This window comes from Burkholderia sp. 22088 (assembly GCF_052045915.1).
In the GTDB taxonomy this organism is placed as follows: domain Bacteria; phylum Pseudomonadota; class Gammaproteobacteria; order Burkholderiales; family Burkholderiaceae; genus Burkholderia; species Burkholderia cepacia.
The window spans coordinates 313,605-337,875 of sequence record NZ_JBQEPY010000002.1 but is presented as its reverse complement, the minus strand read 5'-3'; the positions used below and the strand labels follow the sequence as shown (position 1 = coordinate 337,875).

Annotated in this window: 18 protein-coding genes and 1 pseudogene; 12 read left to right on the top strand and 7 right to left on the bottom strand. The window is 67.4% G+C overall.

What is annotated here, in order from left to right; translation table 11 throughout:
• The first annotated feature begins 18 nt into the window (after positions 1-18).
• Positions 19-3,024 carry an ATP-binding protein gene (locus tag ACTJLD_RS04650; RefSeq protein WP_440658145.1) on the top strand — a complete coding sequence of 1,002 codons (3,006 nt, stop codon included), beginning with the start codon at positions 19-21 and terminating at the stop codon, positions 3,022-3,024.
• A gap of 368 nt (positions 3,025-3,392) precedes the next feature.
• On the opposite strand, the gene ACTJLD_RS04645 is transcribed toward ACTJLD_RS04650, so the two are convergent.
• Positions 3,393-4,409 carry a 1-aminocyclopropane-1-carboxylate deaminase gene (locus ACTJLD_RS04645; protein WP_060373294.1) on the bottom strand — a complete coding sequence of 339 codons (1,017 nt, stop codon included), beginning with the start codon at positions 4,407-4,409 and terminating at the stop codon, positions 3,393-3,395.
• 191 nt (positions 4,410-4,600) lie between these two features.
• Here ACTJLD_RS04645 and ACTJLD_RS04640 point away from each other — a divergent pair, with 191 nt between their 5' ends.
• Positions 4,601-5,101, top strand: coding sequence for an Lrp/AsnC family transcriptional regulator (locus ACTJLD_RS04640; RefSeq protein ID WP_027789925.1), 501 nt, complete (start codon positions 4,601-4,603; stop codon positions 5,099-5,101).
• A 126-nt stretch (positions 5,102-5,227) separates the two neighbouring features.
• Positions 5,228-5,341, top strand: a pseudogene (locus tag ACTJLD_RS04635) (RES family NAD+ phosphorylase); the annotation flags it as partial.
• Between the two features lie 59 nt (positions 5,342-5,400).
• Here ACTJLD_RS04635 and mdeB read toward each other — a convergent pair.
• Positions 5,401-8,127, bottom strand: a complete 2,727-nt coding sequence (gene mdeB, locus ACTJLD_RS04630) for an alpha-ketoglutarate dehydrogenase (protein ID WP_440658142.1) — start codon at positions 8,125-8,127, stop codon at positions 5,401-5,403.
• 163 nt (positions 8,128-8,290) lie between these two features.
• Here mdeB and ACTJLD_RS04625 point away from each other — a divergent pair, with 163 nt between their 5' ends.
• The 6 genes from ACTJLD_RS04625 (at position 8,291) to ACTJLD_RS04600 (ending at position 15,419) form a co-directional block, all read left to right on the top strand.
• Positions 8,291-8,818: an Lrp/AsnC family transcriptional regulator gene (locus tag ACTJLD_RS04625; protein WP_027789923.1), complete on the top strand. Its 528-nt coding sequence runs from the start codon at positions 8,291-8,293 to the stop codon at positions 8,816-8,818.
• Positions 8,819-9,068: 250 nt separating this feature from the next.
• The gene (gene poxB / locus ACTJLD_RS04620; RefSeq protein ID WP_059488708.1) at positions 9,069-10,790 is read left to right on the top strand and encodes a ubiquinone-dependent pyruvate dehydrogenase; all 1,722 of its coding nucleotides are present in this window, start codon (positions 9,069-9,071) and stop codon (positions 10,788-10,790) included.
• Between the two features lie 243 nt (positions 10,791-11,033).
• Positions 11,034-11,624: a class I SAM-dependent methyltransferase gene (locus ACTJLD_RS04615; protein ID WP_440658140.1), complete on the top strand. Its 591-nt coding sequence runs from the start codon at positions 11,034-11,036 to the stop codon at positions 11,622-11,624.
• A 154-nt stretch (positions 11,625-11,778) separates the two neighbouring features.
• Complete coding sequence (locus ACTJLD_RS04610) at positions 11,779-13,218, top strand: alkaline phosphatase (RefSeq protein WP_124919101.1); 1,440 nt, start codon at positions 11,779-11,781, stop codon at positions 13,216-13,218.
• 32 nt (positions 13,219-13,250) lie between these two features.
• Positions 13,251-14,642 (top strand): alkaline phosphatase, encoded by a 1,392-nt coding sequence (locus ACTJLD_RS04605; protein ID WP_334035042.1) that lies wholly within the window; start codon positions 13,251-13,253, stop codon positions 14,640-14,642.
• Positions 14,643-14,675: 33 nt separating this feature from the next.
• Positions 14,676-15,419 carry a hypothetical protein gene (locus tag ACTJLD_RS04600; RefSeq protein WP_321844753.1) on the top strand — a complete coding sequence of 248 codons (744 nt, stop codon included), beginning with the start codon at positions 14,676-14,678 and terminating at the stop codon, positions 15,417-15,419.
• 180 nt (positions 15,420-15,599) lie between these two features.
• Here ACTJLD_RS04600 and ACTJLD_RS04595 read toward each other — a convergent pair whose 3' ends face one another.
• The 5 genes from ACTJLD_RS04595 to ACTJLD_RS04575 form a co-directional block, all read right to left on the bottom strand.
• Complete coding sequence (locus ACTJLD_RS04595; protein ID WP_060194295.1) at positions 15,600-16,739, bottom strand: acyltransferase family protein; 1,140 nt, start codon at positions 16,737-16,739, stop codon at positions 15,600-15,602.
• Positions 16,736-17,545: an OXA-1043 family class D beta-lactamase gene (gene blaOXA / locus ACTJLD_RS04590; RefSeq protein ID WP_440658138.1), complete on the bottom strand. Its 810-nt coding sequence runs from the start codon at positions 17,543-17,545 to the stop codon at positions 16,736-16,738. Before blaOXA ends, ACTJLD_RS04595 begins: the two co-directional genes overlap by 4 nt.
• A 160-nt stretch (positions 17,546-17,705) precedes the next feature.
• On the bottom strand, positions 17,706-17,918 hold the full coding sequence (locus tag ACTJLD_RS04585) for a hypothetical protein (RefSeq protein ID WP_440658137.1): 213 nt from the start codon (positions 17,916-17,918) through the stop codon (positions 17,706-17,708).
• Positions 17,919-18,140: 222 nt separating this feature from the next.
• On the bottom strand, positions 18,141-19,130 hold the full coding sequence (locus ACTJLD_RS04580) for an RDD family protein (protein WP_124533819.1): 990 nt from the start codon (positions 19,128-19,130) through the stop codon (positions 18,141-18,143).
• A gap of 503 nt (positions 19,131-19,633) precedes the next feature.
• On the bottom strand, positions 19,634-20,785 hold the full coding sequence (locus ACTJLD_RS04575) for a porin (protein ID WP_027789913.1): 1,152 nt from the start codon (positions 20,783-20,785) through the stop codon (positions 19,634-19,636).
• 575 nt (positions 20,786-21,360) lie between these two features.
• Here ACTJLD_RS04575 and ACTJLD_RS04570 point away from each other — a divergent pair.
• From ACTJLD_RS04570 to ACTJLD_RS04560, 3 genes are all read left to right on the top strand, one after another.
• On the top strand, positions 21,361-22,398 hold the full coding sequence (locus ACTJLD_RS04570) for an ABC transporter substrate-binding protein (RefSeq protein WP_027789912.1): 1,038 nt from the start codon (positions 21,361-21,363) through the stop codon (positions 22,396-22,398).
• A gap of 70 nt (positions 22,399-22,468) precedes the next feature.
• On the top strand, positions 22,469-23,434 hold the full coding sequence (locus ACTJLD_RS04565; protein WP_321881371.1) for an ABC transporter permease: 966 nt from the start codon (positions 22,469-22,471) through the stop codon (positions 23,432-23,434).
• A 14-nt stretch (positions 23,435-23,448) separates the two neighbouring features.
• On the top strand, positions 23,449-24,270 hold the full coding sequence (locus ACTJLD_RS04560) for a quaternary amine ABC transporter ATP-binding protein (RefSeq protein WP_051363309.1): 822 nt from the start codon (positions 23,449-23,451) through the stop codon (positions 24,268-24,270).
• The last annotated feature ends 1 nt before the right edge of the window (position 24,271 follow it).

Genomic DNA, 24,271 nt, shown 5'->3' with positions numbered 1-24,271 from the left:
ACGACTTCGACGACACCTATGCCCACCAAACTGAAAACGCTGATCGCGCATGCCGCGGCCGCGGGCCGCAAGCCGTTCGAGCCGGGGCGCGTGCGACGCCAGCAGCAATGGTTGCTGTACGGAAGCGGTGTGGTGATCACGGTGTTCGTGCTGGTCTGCGCGGCACTGGTCGCGCAGCTCGACCTGCAGGAGTCGGTTGCGCGTGACCGTTCCGAGTTCCTGCTACGCAAGGCTGACCTGCTCGCGGAGATGGAGGTGGTCAGGGCGCTCCAGAATCGCTATGTCGAAAACCTCGAGTTGATGGCCCGGCAATTGCCGACCGCGCCGTCCGATGCACTCAAGCGGTTTGCCGACGATCGCGGCAGGCTGGCCGTTCTCGGACACACGGGACGCGTGGCGGTGGCCGCGTTCGCGGCCGATCCGTCGCCCCGGCCAGGGGGGGCCTACGCGCCGTTTCTCGCGGCGTTTCTCGAGCCGGTCGAGAAGACGGGTGTCATGCCGCCGAGGCAGCCCGGCGACCCGGGCATGGGCGGATATCTGATCGATCCGGACGGCGACTTCGTCATCGTGGCCGGGTATCCGCTGGTGAAGGCGACGCTCGCGCTGCCGGCCGGTTTCGACGTGAAGGCGTTGATCCGGCAGTTGCAGCCGCCGGCCGAGTTTGTATCGGCGGCTGCCGCGCCCGGCAATCGGCAGATTTTTCTGGACCGGCGGCAGGATCCGCTGCTCGGGCGGTCCGTGCTGCGGTTCGCGCAGGCGGTGCGGGACAGCCAGGGCAAGCCGGTCGCATGGTTTGTCGTCGTCGCGCGGCCGGAGATCGACGACATCCTGCGCGCCTCGTCCTCCGGCCATGACTATGCACTGGTCGATTCGCACACGAATGTCCTGACCGGCCGGCAGGCGGCCCCCGCGCTGACCGCCCGCGCGCTCGATTATGCGCGCGCGGCCGGTGGCGAGCGGGCCGCCGCACACCGTGTCGGCACGAGTATCGTCATCGGCGACCGCATGCCGGGGTTCCGCGAGGTGCTGACCGCAACGTATTCGTGGCGCGGCCTGTTCGACGACGTGGCCGTCCGCCTGGGTATCGCAACCGGTCTCGCGTTGCTCGCGATCGGGACGGTGTGGTTCGCGATCGTCATGTTCGACCGGCGCGCGCTGCGCCCTGCCAACCGCCGCGCGATCCGGCTGATCGAAAGCGAGGCGCTGAACCGCACGCTGATTCGCACGGCGCCGGCCGGCATCATGCTGCTGGCGCTGGCCAACGGCGACGCGATGGCGCGCAACGAGGCCGCACAGGCTTATGGCGGCACCGGCATGGCGCCGTCGCTCGGCAAGCGCATCTGGCAGGCATACCGCGACAGTATCGCGGGCGGTCGGAAACCGCGCGTCGTCACGCACGAGTTGTCGGTCGACCGCGCCGATGGCGGGGCGGCCTACCTTGCCGCGCATATCGTCCGTACCCGCTATCGCGGCGTCGATGTACTGCTCTGTACGCTGACCGACATCACCGCGCGCAAGCAGGCCGAGGACAAGCTGCGCGAGGCACGCGAAGCCGCGGACGACGCGAACAAGGCGAAGTCGACCTTCCTGGCGACGATGAGCCACGAGATTCGCACGCCGCTGAACGCGATCGTCGGCAATCTCGAATTGATGGCGCGTGCGGCATTGCCATCGACCGAACAGCGTCGGCTGCAGACGGTCATGTCGTCGTCCGACGCACTGCTGCGCGTGATCAACGACGTGCTCGACCTGTCGAAGGCCGAATCCAACCAGATGGTGCTGGAAGCCGTGCCGTTCGACCTGCGAGCCGTGCTGCTCGACGTCGCGGCGATCTTTCGTCCGCTCGCCGAAGCGAAACGGCTCGTACTCGAATGCCGTGTCGCGCCGGGGCTGGCCGACGGTTACGTCGGCGATCCGACCCGCCTGCGCCAGATCGTGTCGAACCTTGTCAGTAATGCGATCAAGTTCACCGAGCATGGCAGCGTGACGATCGACGCGCTGCCTGCCGTCGCTTCCGGCAGGCAGCACGGCGTCGAAATCTCGGTGCGCGACACGGGCATCGGCATTCCTGCGGAAGCGCTACCGGCGCTGTTCGATGTGTACGTGCAGACCGATCCGTCGATTTACCGGCGCTTCGGCGGCACGGGGCTGGGGCTGCCGCTTTGCGGACGTCTCGCGCGCCTGATGAGCGGTGCGCTGACGGTCGACAGCCAACCGGGTGCGGGGACGACCTTCACCGCATCGCTGCCGCTGGCGAGGGCGCCGTCCGGATGGCGCGTTGCGTTCGACGACGAACCCGCCGCGGCGCCAGCGTGGCCGACGCGCCCGGACGGCGGCGTGCCGCTGCGCGTGCTCGTCGCGGAAGATCACCCGGCGAGCCGCGTGCTGTTGCGGGATCAGCTCGATGCGCTGAGCTACGATGCGACGATCGTCACGAACGGCGTCGAGGCGATGCGTGCGTACTTTTCGCAGTCGTTCGATGTCGTGCTGACCGATCTCGGCATGCCCGAACTCGACGGCTTCGCGCTGGCGAACTTCCTGCGCGAGCAGGGGGCGACGGTACCCGTGATCGCGATGACCGCGCACGCGACCGAAGAGGATCGTCGGCGGTGCGCGCAGGTTGGCGTCGCGGAGGTCGTGCTCAAGCCGCTGTCGATCGATGCACTCGATGCGGTGTTGCGGCGCCATGGGGGGCGCGGCGCGACGGCGTTGCACGCGGTCGATCGCGACGACCGGCAGGTGCCACTGATGACGGAAGAGATGCGCGAACAATTGCGTGCCGCGACGCTGCGCTCGCTGGCGGCGATCGACGCCGCATTGCTGCGCGGCGACGACGATTGCCTCAAGGGCGAGCTGCATTCGATGCGAGGCGGCTTCGCGCTGGCCGGCGACGCAGACGCGAGCGATGCGTGCGCGAGAGGCGAGCGTGCGCTGGCCGCGGGCGGTGTCGATGCGCTCAAGCCGGAATGGCCGGCGATGCGCGTGGAGGTGGAGGCTGCGCTGTCGAGATTGCCCGGCGACTGAACGGAACGGCGCCGTGTTTGCCGGCGCGACGGCGGGAGAGGCTTGCGACGTGGACGGCCGACGACCGCGGACGCTGCGCAGTCGTGCGCACTGGATCGTCGAGAGGTACGCGCTCGCCGGTCGATCGTATTCATGGACTGACGCGCGAACGCCATGATGGGCGCGGCGATGGTCCGACAGGCCGCCGCGCCGACACACCGCCGTGCCGCAAGCGAGGCGACACGCGGGCACCGCACGCCGCCGCGCAGAACGGCACGGCGCTCGACAACCGGTTATCCGGCATGACTGCGCCTCCGGCGGATGCCGGAGGCGGCTGCATCATTGCGTGGAATTGGCCCATCGCGCGCCGGATCGACTTCGGATACCCATCAGCCGTTGCGGAAGATCTCCGCGTAAGCACTCAACGCCGGCACCCCGCCAAGGTGCGCATACAGCACCTTCGACCCCGGCTCGAATTCCCCGCGCCGCACCTTGTCGATCATCCCGTGCATCGATTTCCCTTCATAGACGGGATCGGTCAGCATGCCTTCCAGCCGCGCACACAGACGAATCGCCTCCAGCGTGCCATCGTTCGGGAGTCCGTATTCCGGCCCGGCATAGCGCGTGTCGAGCACCACGTCCTTCGTTTCGATATCGCGCCCCAGCCCGACCAGCTCGGCCGTGTGCCGTGCGATCCGCGTGATCTGCTCGTGCGTGCGCTCGGGCGTCGCCGACGCGTCGATGCCGATCACGCGATCCGCGCGTCCGTCGGCCGCGAAGCCGACGACCATCCCCGCCTGCGTGCTGCCCGTGACCGAGCAGACCACGATGTAATCGAACTTGAAGCCGAGCTGCGCTTCCTGTTCCCGCACTTCTTCCGCGAAGCCCACGAACCCGAGCCCGCCGAGCGGATGCTCGGAACACCCGGCTGGTATCGGATACGGCTTGCCGCCCGACTGCCGCACGCTTTCCATCGCTTCTTCCCAGCTGCGGCGAATGCCGATATCGAAACCGTCGGCGACGAGCCGCACGTCGGCACCCATCATCCGCGACAGCTGGATGTTGCCGACGCGGTCGTACACAGGGTCTTCATAGTTGACCCAGTGCTCCTGCACGAGCACGCACTTCATCCCGAGATGCGCGGCGACGGCCGCGACCTGGCGCGTCTGGTTCGACTGCACGCCGCCGATCGACACGAGCGTGTCGGCACCTTGCGAGAGCGCGTCGGGCACGAGGTATTCGAGCTTGCGCGTCTTGTTGCCGCCGAATGCGAGGCCGCTGTTGCAGTCCTCGCGCTTCGCATACAGCTCGACCTTGCCGCCGAGATGCGCACTCAGGCGCTTGAGCGGCTGGATCGGGGTCGGGCCGAACGTAAGCGGATAACGGGGGAAACGTTGCAGGTTCATCGACAAGCTCCGAGGGAAGGTGGGCAGGAAACCGGATCGGTCGGGTGCTGCTCGCACGCCGTGTCCCGATGGAAAAATGATAGGCAGGACGGCGCGAAATGAGCTTGCGAAATAAATGGTGAGGACCTACGTTATCGATGAGATATGGATAGTCGAGATAATTTTGATTCGCAAAATGGATAGGAGGCGCAATGAAATTAGATCGCGGTAGCACATCCCCGGCCGACGCCGCGCCGGCGCTCGATCGCATCGACCGGGCGATCCTGCGGCAGTTGCAGCAGGATGCGTCGATTTCGAACGTGAGTCTCGCCGCGAAGGTGAAGCTGAGCGCGCCGGCGTGTCTGCGGCGCGTCGAGCGGTTGAAGGAGATGGGATTGATTCGCGGCATCGTCGCGTTGCTCGACCCGAAGCCGCTGGGTGCCGGGATGCTGGTCGTGATCGGCTTCGTGCTGGATCGCTCGACGCCGGAGGCGTTCGCCGAATTCGAGAAGGCCGCACAGAAAGTGTCGGGGTGTGTCGAGTGCCACGTCGTGACGGGCGAATTCGACTACTTCATGCTGGTCCGCACGCGCGACAACGAGAGCTTCAACCGGTTGCATGCCGAACAGTTGCTGTACCTGCCCGGCGTGCGGCAGGTGCGCTCGTTCATGGTGCTCAAGGAGATTCTGTCGACGCACGCGTTGCCGGTGTAGCGCGGAGCGCCGTCGATTCCCGTTGGTGACGGATATGCCGTTTGGTCGATTGAAAACTCCCGATTGGGAGTATCAAATGGGAATTTGAATCAACCCATTTGGGAGTCGCCATGGCAGCAACCACACGTCTGCCCGACCGATTTCAACTTGCTGCTGAACCCGCTGCACGCGGATTTTGCTTCAAGTGTGAAAGTGATCGGCAAAGAAGCGTTCGTGCCGGATCCCCGCCTGTTTGGTTGATCAAAGAATTGCTTTGGTTGACGAATCGTCGTCGGCTGCTGCCCGGTCGCGTCACTCGGTCAGCGCTGCCACGGCGCGACGCCTGGAGGCGAGGTCTTGCCGAGACGCTCGCGTGCGTCTCGCACGACCGCCGCATCGAGTTCCCCGTCATCGGCCAGCGCCTTCAGCGCGGCGAGCACGATGCTCGCGCGGTCGACCTCGAAGAACGCGCGCAGCGCATCGCGCGTATCGCTGCGCCCGAACCCGTCGGTGCCGAGCGTCACGTAGCGGCGCGGCATGTAGGCGCGGATCAGCTCGGGCACCGCGCGCACGTAGTCGGTCGCGGCGACCACCGGGCCGTGCGTGCCTTCGAGCATCCGCGTGACATACGACGATGCCGGGCCGTCGCCGAGCCGTGACAGCCGTTCGGCCTCCATCCCGTCGCGCTGCAATTCGCTGAAGCTCGTGACGCTCCAGACGGTCGCATCGATCCCCCAGTCGTCCTTCAGCATCCGCTGCGCGGCGAGCACTTCGCCGAGAATCGCGCCCGCGCCGAGCAACTGCACGCGCGCGGTCGCGTTCGACTCGGCCGGCAGCCGGTGCATGCCCTTCAGGATGCCTTCGCGACGCGCGGCCGGATCGTCGCCGGGCATCGACGGCTGCGCGTAGTTCTCGTTCATGACGGTCACGTAATAGAACACGTCGCGCTGCTGTTCGACCATCTCGCGCATGCCGGCATCGACGATCGTGGCGACTTCGTACGCGAACGCGGGGTCGTACGCGCGGCAGTTCGGAATCGTCGACGCCGCGAGATGGCTGCTGCCGTCCTGGTGCTGCAGGCCCTCGCCGCCGAGCGTCGTGCGGCCCGACGTCGCGCCGACGAGGAAGCCGCGCGAGCGCTGGTCGGCAGCCGCCCAGATCAGGTCGCCGATGCGCTGGAAACCGAACATCGAGTAGTAGATGTAGAACGGCAGCATCGGCAGGTCGTGCACGCTGTACGACGTCGCCGCGGCGATCCACGACGACACCGCGCCGGCTTCCGAAATCCCTTCCTCGAGAATCTGGCCGCGCGTGTCCTCGCGGTAGTAGAGCATCGAGCCGAGATCCTCGGGTTCGTAGCGCTGGCCGAGCGGCGAGTAGATGCCGACCTGCCGGAACAGGCTCGCCATGCCGAACGTGCGTGCTTCGTCGGCCACGATCGGCACGATGCGCGGGCCGAGCTCGCGATCCTTGATCAACGCGGCAAGCATGCGCACGAGTGCCATCGTCGTCGACATCTCGCGGCCGGCCGCATCCAGCGCGAACGCACCCCAGGCCGGCATCGAAGGGACGGTCAGCCCCTTCGATGCCGCCATCCGCCTTCTGGGCAGATAGCCTCCCAGGGCAGCCCGGCGGGCATGCAGGTAACGCATTTCCGGGCTATCTTCCGCTGGCTTGTAAAACTTCAGCTGCTCGACGTCGCCGTCCGACAGCGGCAACCGGAAGCGGTCGCGGAACGCCTTCAGGTCGTCGACGTCGAGTTTCTTCTGCTGGTGGGTCGTCATCCGGCCCTGGCCGGCCGAACCCATCCCGTAACCCTTCATCGTCTTCGCGAGGATCACGGTCGGCTGGCCGCGATGAGCGAGTGCGCGAGCGTATGCGGCGTGCAGCTTGCGTGCGTCGTGGCCGCCGCGGCGCAGGCGGTCGATTTCGGCGTCGGTGAGCTGCGCGGCAAGCGCTTCGAGCGCCGGGTCGCGGCTGAAGAAGCGCGCACGGTTGTACGCGCCGTCGTTCGCGGAGAAGGTCTGGAACTGGCCGTCGACGGTATCGGCGAACGCGCGCGCGAGTGCGCCCGCGTGATCGCGTGCGAACAGCGGATCCCAGTCGGAACCCCACAGCACCTTGATCGTGTTCCAGCCGGCGCCGGCGAACAGCGCCTCGAGTTCGTCGATCACGCGGCCGTTGCCGCGCACCGGTCCGTCGAGCCGCTGCAGGTTGCAGTTGATCACGAACACGAGGTTGTCGAGCCCCTCGCGCGCGGCGAGCGACAGCGCGCCGAGCGATTCGGGCTCGTCCATCTCGCCGTCGCCGAAGAAGCCCCACACGGTGCGGCCGGCGGTGTTCGTGAGCCCGCGATGCTGCAGGTAGCGCATGAAGCGCGCCTGGTAGATCGCGTTGATCGGGCCGATGCCCATCGAGCCGGTCGGGAATTGCCAGAAGTCGGGCATCAGCCACGGGTGCGGATACGAACACAGCCCGGGCCCGGCGATTTCACGGCGATAGTGCGTGAGGTGGTCCTCGCCGAGAAAGCCTTCGAGATACGCACGTGCGTAGACGCCCGGCGACGAATGCGGCTGGAAGTACACGAGATCGCCGCCGGGGCCGCTTTCATGGCCCGCGCCGGCCGGTGCCGCGCGGAAGAAGTGGTTGAAGCCGACTTCGAACAGGTCGGATGCCGACGCGTAGCTCGCGATGTGGCCGCCGAGCTCGCCGTACGCCCGGTTCGCGCGCACGACCATCGCGAGCGCGTTCCAGCGCAGTGCCGCGGACAGCCGTTCCTCGAGATCGGCGTCGCCCGGATAGGGCGGCTGCTCGTGCGCGGCGATCGTGTTCACGTACGGCGTGACCGGGCCGCGCGGCGCCGCGAGCCCGCGGGTGTGCGCATGCGCGGCGAGCCGGCCGAGCAGATACTGGGCGCGCTCCTTGCCGACGTGCGCGACGACGGCGTCGAGCGCCTCCAGCCATTCGGCGGTTTCTTCAGGGTCGGCGTCGGCGTGAGCGGCGCCCGCGCGCCGCGTGGCATCGATACCGTTCGACAGGTCCGTCATCGCAGGTCTCCCGCGCGCCGGTTCGAAGCGGCGCGCATCAGTGGCAATCGGTCGGATCATGCTACCCGCCGATCTGCAAAATATGCGTCTGATTTCATTGGGATTTCGCGCGCCGATAGTGTAAATATTCCGGTTGTGGCCACTCTTCCGGAATATTTCGACCATGAGTTCAAACCCGCGGCGGCTCGACCGCATCGACATCGGCATCCTGAACCAGCTGCAGCAGAACGCGCGGATCACGAACGCGGAACTCGCGCGTGCGGTGAACCTGTCGGCCACGCCGTGCTTCAACCGCGTGCGCGCGCTGGAGAAGCTCGGGCTGTTCCGGCAGCAGGTCACGCTGCTCGACCCCGAGCCGCTCGGGCTGCGGATCAACGTGTTCATCCAGGTCAGCCTCGAGAAGCAGGTCGAGGACGCGCTGCAGCGCTTCGAGGAAGCGATCTCGCAGCGGCCCGAGGTGATGGAGTGCTACCTGATGTCGGGCGACGCCGACTACCTGCTGCGCGTCGTGATGCCCGACATGCGCACGCTCGAGCGTTTCATCATCGAGCGACTGACGACGATCCCCGGCGTATCGAACATCCGGTCGAGCTTCGCGCTGAAGCAGGTGCGCTACAAGACCGCGCTGCCGTTGCCGGCGTCCGGACTGACGCTCGTCGATCCGGACGAGGCGGCATCCGACTGGAGCTGAGCGGGGAGCCGCAGGCGACCCTGCTCGGTTTCCGACTGCAATCGGAACCATGACAAAGCGCCGACGATTGCCCGACGCCGTCGAAAGGCGCGGCGTGCGGCGCGACGGATCGCTGCCGCAGCGGCGTGCAGGGCGCTTGCATCGTCACGACGCCGCGCGGCACGATCGCGTATGCTCGTCCCGTCAGCGGCAACGGCGGCTGCCGTTGCCGGATCAATCGTGTGACGACCGATCAACGAGCGAGGGCATGATGGCTAGACAGACGATGGCGGAATACCTGGCGAAGACGCTGGCGGCAGCGGGCGTCGAGCGTATCTGGGGCGTGACGGGCGACAGCCTGAACGGCCTGTCGTTCAGCTTGAGCCAGATCGGCTCGATCCGCTGGATGCATACGCGGCACGAGGAAAGCGCCGCGTTCGCGGCCGGCGCGGATGCCGCGTCGACCGGGCGGCTCGCGGTGTGCGCGGGCAGTTGCGGCCCCGGCAACCTGCACCTGATCAACGGCCTCTACGACTGCCACCGCAATCATCAGCCGGTGCTCGCGATCGCCGCGCACATCCCGTCGACCGAGATCGGCCTCGGCTACTTCCAGGAAACGCATCCGCAGGAGCTGTTCCGCGAGTGCAGCCACTTCGCGGAACTCGTGACGAACGCATCGCAGTTCCCGCGCGTGCTCGCGCGCGCGATGCGCACCGCGATCGACGAGCGCGGCGTCGCGGTGATCGTGCTGCCGGGCGACATCGCGCTGGGCGACGGCCCGGACGAAGCGCCGGCCTGGAGCGAATCGGCGCCGCCGTCGATCCTGCCGGCCGACGCCGATCTCGACCGGCTCGCGGCGCTGCTCAACGCGTCCGACGCGGTCACGCTGCTGTGCGGCAGCGGCACGCAGGGCGCGCACGACGAGGTGGTCGCGCTGGCCGACACGCTCGGCGCGCCGGTCGTGCATGCGCTGCGCGGCAAGCAGTTCGTCGAATGGGACAACCCGTTCGACGTCGGGATGACGGGGCTGATCGGCTTCAGTTCGGGCTATCACGCGATGGAATCGTGCGACACGCTGCTGATGCTCGGCACGGATTTCCCGTACCGGCCGTTCTATCCGTCGAACGCGAAGATCGCGCAGATCGACTGGAAAGGCTCGCAGCTCGGCCATCGCGCACCGCTCGCGCTGGGTCTCGTCGGCACCGTGAAGGAAACGATCGCGGCGCTGCTGCCGCGCCTGACGCGCAAGACGCAGCGGCGTTTCCTCGAGAATGCGCTGAAGCACTACGCGGCCGCGCGCAAGGGGCTCGACGATCTCGCGGTGGCCGAGCCGCCGGGCCGCGCGATTCATCCGCAATACCTGACGAAGATCGTCGACGAAGTCGCAGCGGAGGACGCGATCTTCACGGCCGACGTCGGCACGCCGACGCTGTGGGCCGCGCGCTACCTGACGATGAACGGCAAGCGGCAACTGCACGGTTCGTTCAATCACGGCTCGATGGCGAATGCGATGCCGCAGGCGCTCGGTGCGCAGGGCGCGCATCCGGGGCGGCAGGTGGTGTCGCTGTCCGGCGACGGCGGGCTGTCGATGCTGCTCGGCGACCTGCTCACCGCTCGCCAGCTCAAGCTGCCGGTCAAGATCGTCGTGTACAACAACAGCCTGCTCGGCTTCGTGTCGATGGAGCTGAAGGCGGCCGGCTATCTGGACACGAACGTCGACCTGAGCCCGACCGATTTCGCGGCGATCGCGAAGGGCGCGGGCATCTTCAGCGTGCGGGTCGAGCACTCGGAGAACGTCGAGGAAGCGCTGCGCACGGCGTTCGCGCATGACGGGCCGGCCGTCGTCGACGTCGTCACGTCGAAGTACGAGCTCGCGATGCCGCCGAAGATCGAACTCGCGCATGCGAAGGGCTTCAGCCTGTTCATGCTGCGCGCGATCCTCAGCGGGCGCGGCGACGAGATCGTCGAGCTGGCGAGAACCAACCTGCGGTGAGACGCGCCGCGCACGGGGCGGGCGTCGGCCGTTGATCCGGTACGAATTGATCAGGGGAATCAGGGTCAATCTTCACGTCGCCTTAAGTTTGCGTTTCCTAGAATCGATTTGATCGTCGCGCTTCCCGCGACGGACCGATTCGTCCAGGAGGATGCGCATGCCGAAGCCCCGTGTCGCCGTAGCCCTGTTCCATGAAGTCTTCGGCGCGTCGTTGCCGACGGCGCAATCGCTCAAGGGCTGCCGATGATCTGGCCGAACGTGTGGCGTGTCTCGGCACTGTTCGTGCGCGAGTGGGTCGGCCGTCCGGCCGCGGTGGGCGCGTTGTGCCCGAGTTCGCGGCAGCTGGCGCGCGAGATGGCCGACGCGGTGCCGGACGGTGACGGGCTGGTCGTCGAGCTCGGCGGCGGCACCGGCGCGATCACCGCGGCCTTGCTCGAACGCGGCGTCGCGCCACGGCGGCTCGTCGTGGTCGAGCGTTCGCCGGCGTTCGTCCAGCATCTGCGGCGACGTTTTCCGGGCATCTCGATCGTGTCGGGCGACGCGCGGCAGCTCGAACGCCTGCTGCCGCCCGACGCGCGCGTCGACGCGATCGTGTCGTGCCTGCCGCTGCGCACGCTGCCGCGCCAGGACGTGACGGCGATCGTCGGCCAGTGCCATCGCGTGCTGTCGGCCGACGGCGTGATGATCCAGTTCACGTACGACCTGCGGCCGCCCGGGCGGCATCCGCTGGGCGATCCGGCATTTGTCGCCTGCGGCAGCCGGATCGTCTGGGCGAACATTCCGCCTGCGCGCATCGTGACCGTGCGCAACCTCGCCGCCGAACACGCGGAATGACGCCGCAGCGCGCGCGGCGCCCGGCCGTGGCGCCTCGCCGTCGCCTTTCATAATCCATTCGATGTCTTCCAGTTTCCATTCACATTGACGTCACATCCGGTTCCTACCATCGCCTTTCATTTCGAAAGCATCAACGGCGGGGAGAACCGGCACCATGAATCGAATCAAAACGGCGGCGCTGCTGTGCGCGGGCGCCTTTGCGCTCGCCGGATGCGGCAGCGACGACGGCCCGACCAGCACGTCGCCCACCCAGCCGCCCGTTCAGACGGCCGCGCGCAACGTGATCTTCTTCCTCGGCGACGGCATGGGGATGACGACGCTGACGGCCGCACGCATCTACGGTGTCGGTGAAGACGGCGCGCTCACGATCGATACGCTGCCGGAAACCGCGTTCGTGAAGACCTATTCGAACGATGCGCAGGTGACGGACAGCGCGCCGTCGATGTCGGCGTACATGACCGGCGTGAAGACCAACAACGAAGTGATCTCGATGTCGCCCGACACGAAGGCGATCGAGCCGAGCGCGAGCCTGACCGGCAATTGCGGCGCGAACAACGGCAAATCGGCGACGACGCTGCTGGAGATCGCGAAGGCGAAGGGCATGGCCACCGGTGTCGTGACGACCACGCGCGTCACGCACGCCACGCCCGCTGCGACGTATGCGCACGTGTGCCATCGCGACGCCGAGAACGACATCGCGGCGCAGCTCGTGCCGGGCGGCGCGGGCTACAACGGCGCGCTGGGCGACGGCGTCGACGTCGTGCTCGGCGGCGGCACGCAATTCTTCGTGCCGAAGGACGGCGGCGGCAAGCGCACCGACGGCCGCAACCTCGTCAACGAGCTGAAGGCGAAGGGTTATGCGTTCGCGCAGAACCGCGACGACCTGCTGGCCGCCGATGCGACGAAGAGCGGCAAGCTGGTCGGCCTGTTCTCGTCGAGCCACATGAGCTACGACCTCGATCGCGGCGCGACGAAGGAGCCGAGCCTCACCGACATGGCGACGCGTGCGCTCGACGTGCTGCAGAAGAATCCGAACGGTTATTTCCTGATGGTCGAAGGCGGCCGGATCGACCACGCGCTGCACGACACCAATGCGAAGCGCGCACTGCAGGACACGGTCGCGTTCGACAACGCGATCAAGGCCACGCTCGACAAGGTGCGCAAGACCGATCCCGACCTGAAGAACACGCTGATCGTCGTCACGGCCGACCACGACCACACGCTGGTGCTGAACGGTTATGCGGCGCGCACCGGCAAGACCGAGGCGGGCAAGGCCGGCGTGCTGGGCGTGCTGCGCAACTACCAGACGGGCGCGGTCGCGAAGGACGCGGACGGCGCGCCGTACACGATCATCGGCTTCGGCAACGGCGAGAACCGCGTGCAGGGCAGCCGCGCGGGCACCGCGCTCACCGACGCGGTGACGGGCGCCGACGACTATCGCCAGGAGGCGGTCGTGCGAATGGAGAAGGGCAACGAGACGCACGGCGGCACCGATGTGTTCCTCGGTGCGATCGGCCGCGGCGCGGAGGCGTTCCACGGCGTGATCGAGAACAACAAGGTTTTCGAGCTGGTGCGCAACGCGGTGCAGCTTTGAGCGCCGACAACACGGGTACAGGGGAATACAGGATGTCGACCATCAAGTGCATCGCGGCGGCGCTGGCCGTCGCGGGTTTCGCATGCGGCGCGGCGCAGGCCGCCGGCCAGGCGAAGAACGTGATTTTCTTTCTCGGCGACGGCATGGGGCCGACGACCGTGACGGCGAGCCGGATCTACAAGGTCGGTGAGTCGGGACAACTGACGATGGAGAAGCTGGCGCGCACCGCGCGCATCAAGACCTTCTCGAACGACGCGCAGACGACCGACAGCGCGCCGTCGATGGCCGCGTACATGACCGGCGTGAAGATGAACAACGAAGTGCTGTCGATGTCGTCCGACACGCGCGCGGTTGCACCGGGCAGCGACGCGAACGGCAACAAGACGGTCAACAACTGCGCGCCGGGCAACGGCCAGCCGGTCGCGACGCTGCTGGAGCTGGCGAAGGCGCGCGGCAAGGCGGTCGGCGCGATCACGACGACCGAGCTCACGCACGCGACGCCTGCCGCGACCTATTCGCACATCTGCCATCGCGACGCGCAATACGATATCGCCGCGCAGGCGGCGCCGGGCGGCGCGGGCTACAACACGGCGCTCGGCGACGGCGTCGACGTGCTGATGGGCGGCGGCCGCAACCACTGGACGCCGTTCGATCCGGTGGCCAACAGGCGCGGCCGCGCGGACGGGCGCAACCTGCTCGACGAGATGAAGGCGAAGGGCTACACGGTCGTCGCGACGAAGGATCAGCTCGCGCAGGCCGGCAACGGCAAGCTGGTCGGCTTGTTCAGTTCGACGAGCCATCTCGAGTACGAACTGGACCGCGTCGCGGGCAAGGGCGAAGGGCCGTCGCAGCCGAGCCTTGCCGAGATGACGTCGAAGGCGATCGACGTGCTGTCGAAGCATTCGAACGGCTATTTCCTGATGGTCGAAGGCGGCCGGATCGATCACGCGCTGCACGGCACCAACGCGAAGCGCGCGCTCGAGGACACGGCGGCATTCGACGAAGCGATCCGCGTCGCGCTGTCGAAGGTCGACCTGTCGAACACGCTGATCGTCGTGACGGCCGACCACGACCACACGATGACGATCAACGGCTATTCGAAGCGCGGCAACCCGATTCTCGACATCAGCCGCAACTATCGCGACGGCCAGCCGAGCAAGGACGCCGACGGCAATACCTACACGACGCTGGTGTTCGGCAACGGCGCGAACCGGCCGAACGTGCGCGCGTCGGTCGATTCGGCCACCGCGACGAACGATGCGTATCTGCAGGAAGTCGGCGTGCGGATGGGCAGCGCGGGTTCGGAAACGCACGGCGGCGGCGACGTGATGCTGTTCGCCGACGGCGCCGATGCGAAGGCGTTCAAGGGCACGATCGACAACACGAAGGTGTTCGGTCTCGTGCGCTCGGCGTTCGGGTTCTGAGGCGGGTGATGGCACGATGAACAGGAACGCACGATGAAACGCCGGATCCTATGTGCGCTCGCCTGCGGGATGATTGCACTGCCGGCGTGTGCAGCGGCCGATCTCGACGCCGTGCTGCTGCACGAGAGCCGCACGGTGACGGCCGACGGCGTGACGCGCACGACGCTGTATCGCGAACGGATGGTGCGGCGCGACGGGCACGTGTGGGTCGAACGCGTGCTGCCCGCCGCGGCGGCCGGCGGCGGTCAGGGCGACGATCACGATCATGACCACGATGCAGGCCCGGGCCGCCGCGCCGGCGTGCAGCCGGCGGCTGCCCACGCGGGCCACAAGCATTTCAACTTCCAGGCGGCTGCACGGCATGTGACTTACGACGGCAAGACGGCGCGCATCGAGTACGTCGATGCGGCGAACCGGACGGTCGTCAGCGTGCCGCCGGCCGAGTACGAAACCACGGGCTTCGACGGCTCATGGGACAACGCGTACTACGTCACGCCGCCGTCGCAGCTGAAGCGGCTCGCGGTCGCGAAGCGCGGTGACGCGCCCGGCACCCTCTGGTACGAGCAGGCGGTCGATACGCCCGGCGCGCGCGGCGTGAACCGGATCCTGTGGAGCGAGACGCTGCAGGCGCCGCTGTCGGTCGAATACCGGAGTGCCGACGGCCGCGTCGTGCGCAAGCTGACGTTGACACCGGCGCCGGCCGCGCGGCGCGAGCCGCCGCCGTGGACGACGCTCGCCCGCTACGCGCGCAAGGAATACGCCGACTATCTGGATTGACCGGCGGGCGGCGACACGCTACCGATTACCCGACGGCTTCCGTCGCCCGGTCGATCGTACGATGCGTACGCGGGGTTTGCGGTCAGGCCGGCCGGTATCGCCATCGCGATACGGCCGGGCGCTGGCCGCTTTCTTCTCTTTCCGAAGTCGTGTCGCCCGGCAGGGGCGGCCGACGATCCGCTAGAACCGCGCGCCGTCCGGCACGCGCGTTGACGGCCGCGACGCGACCCGCTTGATGAAGCGGTCGAGCGGTGTCGCATAGCCGCGCGCGATCGCCGCGCTCAGCACCGCCGACAACGCCAGATACGCGATCAGCAACAGCAGCCGGGTGTCGCCATGCGTGGCCGACGGCGGCCAGAACGTGCGCAGCCCGCCGAGCACGATCAGGTGAAACAGGTACAGCTCGTAGCTCAGCGTGCCGGCCCGGCGCAACGGCGCGAGCAGGCGGCCCTGCGCGCGCGTGCCGTTGACGTGCGCGCCGATCAGCAGCACGGCCGTGCCGAGCGCCATCGCGGTGACGCCGGCGACGTGGCTTTCCGCGATCGGCCAGGCCAGATACAGCGCGGCCATCGCCGCCGCGACGAGCCCCTGCACGAGCGGCGCGGCGAGCCGCTGCCAGCTTTTGCGCTCGGCCAGCAACGCGGTGCAGCAGCCGATCGCGATCCCGTCGAACGACGCGAAGTACGCATAGAGGAACCCGCCTTCGTCGCCGGCGTGCGTGAAGCGGTACACGGGCCCGATCGCGGCGACGGCCACCCAGAACGCGACCAGCCGCGCATCGCGGCGCAGCGCGATGCACAGCAGCGGAAACGACAGGTAGAACACCTCTTCGACCGACAGCGACCACAGCACGCCGAGCGCGTAGTTGACCCACCCGTATGCGCCGATCAGCACGTTCATCCAGAACGTCAGCGACGCGAGATTCACGAGCCAGAACGACACGGCGACGCCCTCCGGCGCGTGGTTCCGGAAGATCGGCACGCCGGCCGCCGCGAGTCCGTTGACGAGCGCGAGCAGCAGGAGCAGGCACGGGACGATGCGCGCGACGCGCGACACGTAGAACGCGCGCACGTCGACCGCGCCGAGGTTGCCCCAGCGGTGCCGCGCATTCGACGTGATCAGGTAGCCCGAGATCGCGAAGAACATCGTCACGCCGTAGTTGCCGTTGCGCACCACCGCATGCACCGTTTCCCAGCCGAATACGCGCGCGAGCGATGTCTCGCGCAGCGAGTAGGGGATGTTGAAGTGATGCAGCAGGACGAGCACGATCGACACGCCGCGCAGCAGGTCGATCCGCGCGTTGCGCGGGCCGGCGCTCATTGGGGCCTGCCCGGTTCGGCGAGGGCGGGCAGCGTCGCCAGGAACGTGTCGCGTGCGCGCAGGCCGGCGTTCGGCGTCTGCCGCTCGTCGTCCTGTATCAGGTACGCGAACGCGAGCGTGCGCGGCCCTTTGGCCGCCCAGCCGACGAACCAGCCGTACGCATGCGACGCGTCGTACTTGCGCCCCGGCGACCCGGTGCCCGTCTTGCCGTGCACGATCCAGCCGCCGGGCTGCGTGTCGATCAGCGTGATGCGCTCGGTCATGTCGTACGCGTGCGCGCTGACGGGCAGCGTCCGGTTCGCGATCTTGCGCATGAAGCCGACCTGTTCGAGCGGCGAGATGCGCAGCGACGCGTTGACCCATGCGCCCATCACGCCGTTCAGTTCACCCACCTGACTGGTGGCGTCCGCGTTGCCGTAGCCGAACGCGGTCGTGTACTGCTGGAAGCGCGCCTGCCCGAGCGCCTGGGTGACCTGCTGCGAGTACCAGAACACCGACAGCTTCATCCAGCGCGCCGGATCGGTCGGCTCGCGCCACGGCGCGCCGCCCCAGTCGGGGTAGCCGGTGTGGAAATCGAGCGTCGGTGTGTGCGCGTCCTTCAGGACGCCCGCATCGAAGCCCATCAGGCTGATGGCGATCTTGAACGTCGACGCGGGCGTGACGCGGGTCGCGCAGTCGCCTTGCTGCACGAGCACCTGGCCGGTGGCGGCGTCGGCGACGACGGTGCAGACCGGGTGGGCATGGGAAGTCGCGCTGGCCAGAAGGCCGGCGACGAGGGTGAACAGCGCGCGGCGCCAGTGCTTCAAGTGACACTCCTTCGGATGGGGCGGCACACAGTGTATCGACGGATCGCCGGCTGTCGACCTGTCACGATTGACGGGCGGCAGGCGCTTCATGACACGGGATGACACGATCGAACCCGGATATCCGCGGATATCGAGCAGTCGTGGGGCAATGCGCCGTTGCTCAATATCCGGCAAGGGCGTAATAGATCCCGAGGCACGCAACGGCGATGAGCGGGAGCGCGATGACGATGAAGGCAATACGATCGATGCCGCGCAGGCGAGTCGCGCCGACATACAGGCAGAGGGATCCGAAAAAGAGCGTCGCCGGCCAGTAGATGGCGCCGTAAAGGACCGGGATGACCCAGATCGGCAGGTCGATGCCGATGTCACTCATTCAGGATGTTCCGTTGTGTGTGGATGTGCGTTCAATCATGTTCAACTGGCGCCATGATACGGCTTGTCGGCTCCCGACGATTGCCCCGCATGGGCTGCGATCGCCGCAATCACTGGCCGCGTGCGCTGGCGTTGGCACCGTCGCTCCCGCTTCGCGCCCGCCTGCTTTCGTCCTGCGGACGGGCATGGCGCAATCGAGCTGGATGCGGTAACGCCGGCTTCATCACGTCACCCCGTTGCTGGCGGTTGCGGCCCAGTCGGCCGGCGAGCGACCCATGAAAAACTGGTTTCGCCACGTCGCTATGCCAAGATTGACCGCGCGGACGCTCACCACGTTGACGAGATCCTGCTGCCGCAGCCAGGTCGATGCGGAAAGCGCTGCGTGTGCAACCGCGGTCGCCCCGGCCTTGTTCAGCAGCGTCGGCGTGCTCGAGAGCACGGTGATGGTGGCGACCGCTTTCGACGTCTGGCCAGCCGGGCCGACCGCACGCATGTTGCCGATCCAGACGCCGCTCTGGATCACGCCCGGAACTGTGGATGTCGCACGCTGGATCTGACGGACGTCGTCCATGCGATCGTCATCGATCAGCCGCGTTACCGCAAAACGACTGCCGACGAACAGAAGCACGGCAACGCCGGCCAGGATTGCCCAGTGCCTCCGGCCAACCGGAGCGGTATCCTCGACGGGCACCGCGACACGCACGACCCTGCTGGCGGTGAGCAGATCTTGTATGGATTGGCGGCTCGGCCTGTTGAAAACGAGCAGATACAGCAATGCCATGCCCCAGAAGAACATGATTGCGCTGTTTGCGGTGGCGAGCCATTGCATGCCCGGATCGTGAAGCGCGGGCAGGTCGATAAAGCCGATGCCGCCGAGTATCAGCGGAACGGCGATCAGCGCGTACCGTGCCCAGGCGCGACAGTACCCGGGACCGGATGCGCCAGGCGCGGCGCTATCGGCAACACGGATCTTCATTAGCCGCTTGCCGAACGACTGGTGCCGATTTCCGCCTTCGAGCAGGCCAAAGTAAATGGAACCGATCAGGAAGCCGATCAGCCTTCCCCAATCGCCGATCGTCGAAAGGGCATCGAAGAACAGGATCGCGATTGCCAGCCCGATCAGTCCGAGAATGAATGAATCGATCGAAAAGGCGGCGGTTCGTCGCCAGAAGCCTGCGGCGCCGTGCGATTGTTGGTTTTCATTGCGCTCCATTGTCGTCGCCCCCGATGCGTTGTGGTCGTCGAGCCGTTCGGGCTCGTTGCGGCTCGCGGCCGCGGGATGGTTGATGCCGATGCTGCCCCGACGGTGACAGGCAGATCATATCGACCGGCTTGACGCGGAATTGCAAACTATTGTGAGCAATGCGCCACCGCGAACGCCCTTCATCCCGCGCGGGGCTTATCGGTGATCGACCCGAACGTGGCGAAACGTGCGCTGCCGGACGGATACCTCGACCCCTGCGAACGTATCGGCGCGTGCGCAGGACCGAGACGGGCACCAGCGGACATGAAAGGCCGGAAGCGATTTTCGTGGATTTTCGTGAGGCCGTCGAACGCGCGGGTCCGGTCCGACGCGATGGCCGCTGTCGCACGCGCGCCGCAAATCGGCGAGGAACAATGAAAAAACCCGCCGGCAGGCTGGCGCGTGCGGGCGGGCGAAGACACCTCGGGCCGACCGGCGCGGGTGTCGCGTGAAGAACGGAGAACCGGGTTGCGTCAGAACTTGTGGCGCAGCGCGAGACGCACGGCCACCTGGTTCGATGTCGACGACGGCGCGTCGGTGCCGGGGATGAACGCGTTGTCGAGGATCGAGTTCGTCTTGTCGCCGGCGATGTGCTGGTACGCGGCCTGCACGTACACGTCGGTGCGCTTCGACAGGTTGTAGTCGGCCATCAGCCCGACCGAGTGGATCTTCGGTTTCGCGTCGCCGGTCGACGCGTCGTACTTCTCGAGCGACAGCACGTACTGCGCGCCGACCATGAACGCCGGCGTGATCTGGTACGAACCGTTGACCTCGAAGTTCTGGTACTTGATCGCGCTGACCGTCGCGCCCGGTGCGATGATCGCGCCCGGCGTGCCGAGGTAGCCGTTGCCGGTCGGGTTCTTGTAGTTCGAGTTCGTGTACGCGAAGCCGAGCGTCGCGGGCCCGAACGTGTAGTTGATGCCGGCGCCGAACACGCGCATGCGCTCCGCGATGTAGCTCGCGTCGTTCGCGGTGATCGCGCCGGCCGAGCCGTTGCCCGGGTGGTTCGCCTGCAGGTAGGCGGCGCCGATCAGCAGGCCGTTGTTCTGGTATTGCGCGCCGAAGCTGTACGCGCGGTTGTCCGAGAAGTTCGTGCTGTTGCTGAAGCTGTATGCGCCGCCGAACTGGAAGCCGCCGAAGTTCGGGCTCGCGTACTTCACCGTGTTGTCGAGGCGGAACGAGTTGTCGGTGTTGTCGTTGTCGAACGGGTGCGCGAGCAGATAGCCGCCCCAGTTGCCGTTGGCCGTGGTCGGTGCGAGATAGTCGACGACGGAGTCGTACTGGCGGCCGAACGTCAGCGTGCCGTACTGCGTCTGGCTCAGGCCGACATACGCCTGGCGGCCGAACATGCGGCCGCCCTGGTTGAGCCGGCCGGAGTTCACGTCGAAGCCGTTTTCGAGCTGGAAGATCGCCTTCATGCCGCCGCCCAGGTCCTCGCTGCCCTTCAGGCCCCAGCGGCTGCCCTGCGCGTAGCCGCTTGCCATCTCGTAGACGTGGCCGGTGCCGACGTTGTTCGTGTAGTTCAGGCCTTCGTCGATCACGCCGTACAGCGTGACGCTGCTTTGCGCGAACACGGGGGCGGCGAAGGTTGCCGTTACGGCGAGCGCCGTCAGGGTCTTTTTCATTGAGAGATCTCCGGGATATCCAGCTTCTTGTATCGGTTGTCGTGGGCGCGACCGGCGAGGCGCGCCCCGTCATCCGGGGCGTTTCCGGCGCAGCGCGCGCGGCGCCGGAAACGCGCGATGCGCGGCGGCGCGGCGACCGGCTGTGCCGGGTCGTGTCTCCTCCGATGACACCGCGCATTCTTCCCAAGCCGAAGAGGAACCGGAAGCGAGTAATTTCGATGGATGGGATCGGGTTCGCCGATGGGGTCGCGACCGGCCGTTTCGACAGTCGAAACCGTGTGCGCGGCGGCGCGCGCCAACGCCGGTCGCGCCCTCGCCGGACGGGGCGCGACGCAGCCTGGCCGGGGCCGTGCGCAGGCGCGGGAGATCGGCCGGGAGGCCCGCCGGGCGGGCCTGGCGGGGCGCCAGGAGATCGATTGGCGCTGCCGATAGCCATGATCGGAATTACTCGTTTCCCTAAACATATTGGCGGCTGAAACATGCAGGCTGACCGGACGTGGCCGGATGCACGATTCGCCGGTCGCCGCGCATGCCGCGACGCACAAACAACAGATTCGATTTGGAGACGACCCACCATGCAGATTCGACGACTGAAAACGGTCCTTCTCGCCGCCGCGGCGATCCTGTCCGCGCCCGCGGCCCACGCGGCCGGTGGCGCGTGCGCCGACGGCAAGACGGTCCATTTCGCGGGCATCACGTGGGAGAGCGGGTCGTTCGCGACCGAAGTGCTGCGGCAGATCATGGAGAAGGGCTACGGCTGCAAGACGGACGTCGTGCCGGGCAGCACGGCCGCCACCGAAACGGCGCTCGCGCGCAACGACCTGCAGATCTGGGCCGAGCAGTGGACGGGCCGCAGCGAGATCACCGCGAAGGCTGTCTCGTCGGGCGCCGTGAAGCTGATCGGCGACACGCTGCCGGGCGGCACGACCGAAGGCTGGTTCGTGCCCGACTACGTGGTGAAGGGCGATCCGGCGCGCAACATCAAGCCGGTCGCGCCCGGGCTCGTGTCGGTCGACGATCTGCCGAAGTTCAGGCAGGTGTTCGCCGACGAGGAGGAACCGGACAAGGGCCGCTTCCTGAACTGCCCGACGGGCTGGGACTGCGAGCGTGTGAACACGCGTCTGCTGAAGGTGCTGAAGCTCGACCAGTCGTACACGAACTTCCATCCGGGCACCGGCGCGGCGCTCGACGCGGCGATCGCGTCCGCGTACCAGCGCGGCGCGCCGATCGTGTTCTATTACTGGGGCCCGGCCGCACTGATGGCGAAGTACAAATTCACCGCGCTGAAGATGCCGGCCTATAACGAGGCATGCTGGAAGACGCTGCGCGACGAGAGCAGCACGCACCAGTGCGCGTCGTCGTACATGGTGTCGCGGCTGACGGTCGGCGTGTCGAAGCCGTTCGCCGACGCGAATCCCGATCTCGTCGGCGTATTCGGCAAGGTGCGTTTCCCGATGGACTTCCTGAACCAGACGATCCTCGAGATGACCACGAAGAAGATCGACGGCGCGGCGATGGCCACGCAGTTCCTGAAGACCCGCCAGGACATGTGGAAGCAATGGGTGCCGGCCGACGTCGCGCAGAAGATCGCCGGCAGCCTGAAGGGCGCGTAACCTGCGCGCGGCGGCAGGCCCGCGCCCGCCGCCGCCGTCACGCGCCTTCGCGGCGCGACGGAGAATCAACATGAACGGCTTCTTTCTGCACCTGTCGATCGCCGACTGGGTGAACGGCGCGCTCGAGACTTTCGTCGCGCAATACGGCGACAGCTTCCATCACTTCAGCGTGCTCGTGCTGCGCTACCTGCTCGTGCCGCTCGAAGGCGCGTTGCGCGTGGCGCCGCCGTGGCTCGTGCTGCTGGTCGTCGGCGCGATCGCGTGGAATGCGACGCGCCGCATCGGCCTCGGCGCGCTTTTCGTGCTGCTGCTCTACGCGATCGGCTGCTTCGGCCTGTGGGACAAGCTGATGCAGACACTCGCGCTGATGCTCGTCGCGACGGTGCTGTCGGTCGCGATCGGCGTGCCGGCCGGCATCCTCGCATCGCGCAGCGCGTGGCTGCGGCGGATGCTGCTGCCCGTGCTCGACGTGATGCAGACGCTGCCGAGCTTCGTGTACCTGATCCCGGTGCTGATGCTGTTCGGGCTCGGCAAGGTGCCCGCGATTCTCGCGACGATCATCTATGCGCTGCCGCCGCTGATCCGCCTGACCGATCTCGGCATCCGCCAGGTCGATCCGGACGTGACGGAGGCCGCGCGTGCGTTCGGCACGACGCGCTGGCAGCTGCTCGTCAACGTGCAGCTGCCGCTCGCGCGGCCGAGCATCATGGCCGGCATCAACCAGACGACGATGATGGCGCTGTCGATGGTCGTGATTGCGTCGATGATCGGCTCGCGCGGGCTCGGCGAGGACGTGCTCGCGGGCATCCAGACGCTCGACGTCGGCAAGGGCACGCAGGCCGGCCTCGCGATCGTGATCCTCGCGATCGTGATCGACCGGATCAGCCAGGGCTTCGGCCAGGAGCGGCGCGCGCGCCGCCGGCTCGCGCAGCAGCGCCGGCAGAAAGGCGCGTCGCGCGTGCCGTACCGGCTGCCGCGCAAGGCGCAGCCGGCGGGCGTCGATTCGAATCAGGCGACGCAATCGTCGCGCGCATAGGAACGGAGGCAGACATGGCGACCATCGACGTCAAACACGTGTACAAGCTGTTCGGGCCGCAGGCCGCGCATGCGCGCGTGCTCGACCTGCTGCGTTCGGGCAGGCGCAAGGCCGACGTGCTGGCCGAAACGGGCTGCAACGTCGGGCTCAACGACGTGAGCCTCGGCATCGAGTCGGGCGAGATCTTCGTGATCATGGGGCTGTCGGGTTCCGGGAAATCGACGCTCGTGCGGCACTTCAACCGGCTGATCGAGCCGACGGCCGGCGAGATCGTGATCGACGGCAGCGACGTGATCAAGCTCGACGCGCACGGGCTGCGCGAGCTGCGCCGCTACAAGGTCAGCATGGTGTTCCAGAACTTCGGGCTGCTGCCGCACCAGACCGTGCTCGACAACGCCGCGTATGCGCTGCGCACGCGCGGCGAGAAGCGGCACGACGCGGCTGACGCCGCGCGCAACTGGCTGACGAAGGTCGGGCTCGACGGTTACGGCGATCATTACCCGGACGAGCTGTCGGGCGGGATGCGACAGCGTGTCGGGCTGGCGCGCGCGCTGGCGGCCGATACCGACGTGCTGCTGATGGACGAGGCGTTTTCCGCGCTCGATCCGCTGATCCGCACCGAGATGCAGGATCAGCTGCTCGAACTGCAGGCGACGCTTGCGAAGACGATCGTGTTCATCACGCACGATCTCGACGAGGCGCTGCGCATCGGCGACCGGATCGCGATCCTGCGTGACGGCGCGCTCGTGCAGGTCGGCACGCCGGACGACATCCTGTCGCGTCCGGCGGACGATTACGTGAAGCGGTTCGTCGAGAAGCGCACGAGCGTGAACTGAC